Origin of the sequence: Pseudoxanthomonas kaohsiungensis (genome assembly GCF_010211765.1) — a bacterium.
Lineage (GTDB): Bacteria > Pseudomonadota > Gammaproteobacteria > Xanthomonadales > Xanthomonadaceae > Pseudoxanthomonas > Pseudoxanthomonas kaohsiungensis.
The window spans coordinates 1-647 of record NZ_PDWO01000056.1; the positions used below are offsets into that span (position 1 = coordinate 1).

The window sequence follows — 647 nt, forward strand, 5'->3', positions numbered from 1 at the left end:
GTGTTCTGGCAATGGGACCGCCCGAGCGCATGAGCCCGCCATCCGCCCGCCGTATCCTCGTCGCGAGCTTCGTCGGCACCGCGATCGAGTTCTACGACTTCTACATCTACGCCACCGCCGCCGCCCTGGTGATCGGGCCGATCTTCTTCCCCCAGGGGGAGCCCGGCGTTCAGACGCTCCAGGCCTTCGCCACCTTCGCCATCGCCTTCCTGGCCCGTCCGGTCGGCGCCGCGGCCTTCGGGCATTTCGGCGACCGGGTCGGCCGCAAGGCGACCCTGGTCGCGGCGCTGATGACGATGGGCATCTCCACGGTGCTGATCGGACTGCTGCCGACCCATGCGCAGATCGGCGTCGCCGCGCCATTGCTGCTGGCGCTGTGCCGGTTGGGCCAGGGCCTGGGGCTTGGTGGCGAATGGGGTGGCGCGGTGCTGCTGGCGGTCGAGAACGCGCCCCCGCAGAAGCGGGCCTGGTACGGCATGTTCCCGCAGCTGGGCGCGCCACTGGGTTTCCTGTTCGCGAACGGCTCGTTCCTGTTGCTGGCAGCAACCCTGGACCAGGCGCAGTTCATGGCCTGGGGCTGGCGCGTGCCGTTCATCGCCAGCGCCCTGCTGGTTGGGGTCGGCCTGTGGGTACGACTGAGCCTGCAC

1 protein-coding gene is annotated in these 647 nt (G+C 69.9%); it reads left to right on the plus strand.

Annotated elements, in window-relative coordinates; genetic code table 11:
- Nucleotides 1-29: 29 nt before the first annotated feature.
- On the plus strand, nucleotides 30-647 hold a 618-nt coding region (locus tag CSC66_RS17265; protein WP_162378639.1), incomplete at its 3' end, for an MFS transporter.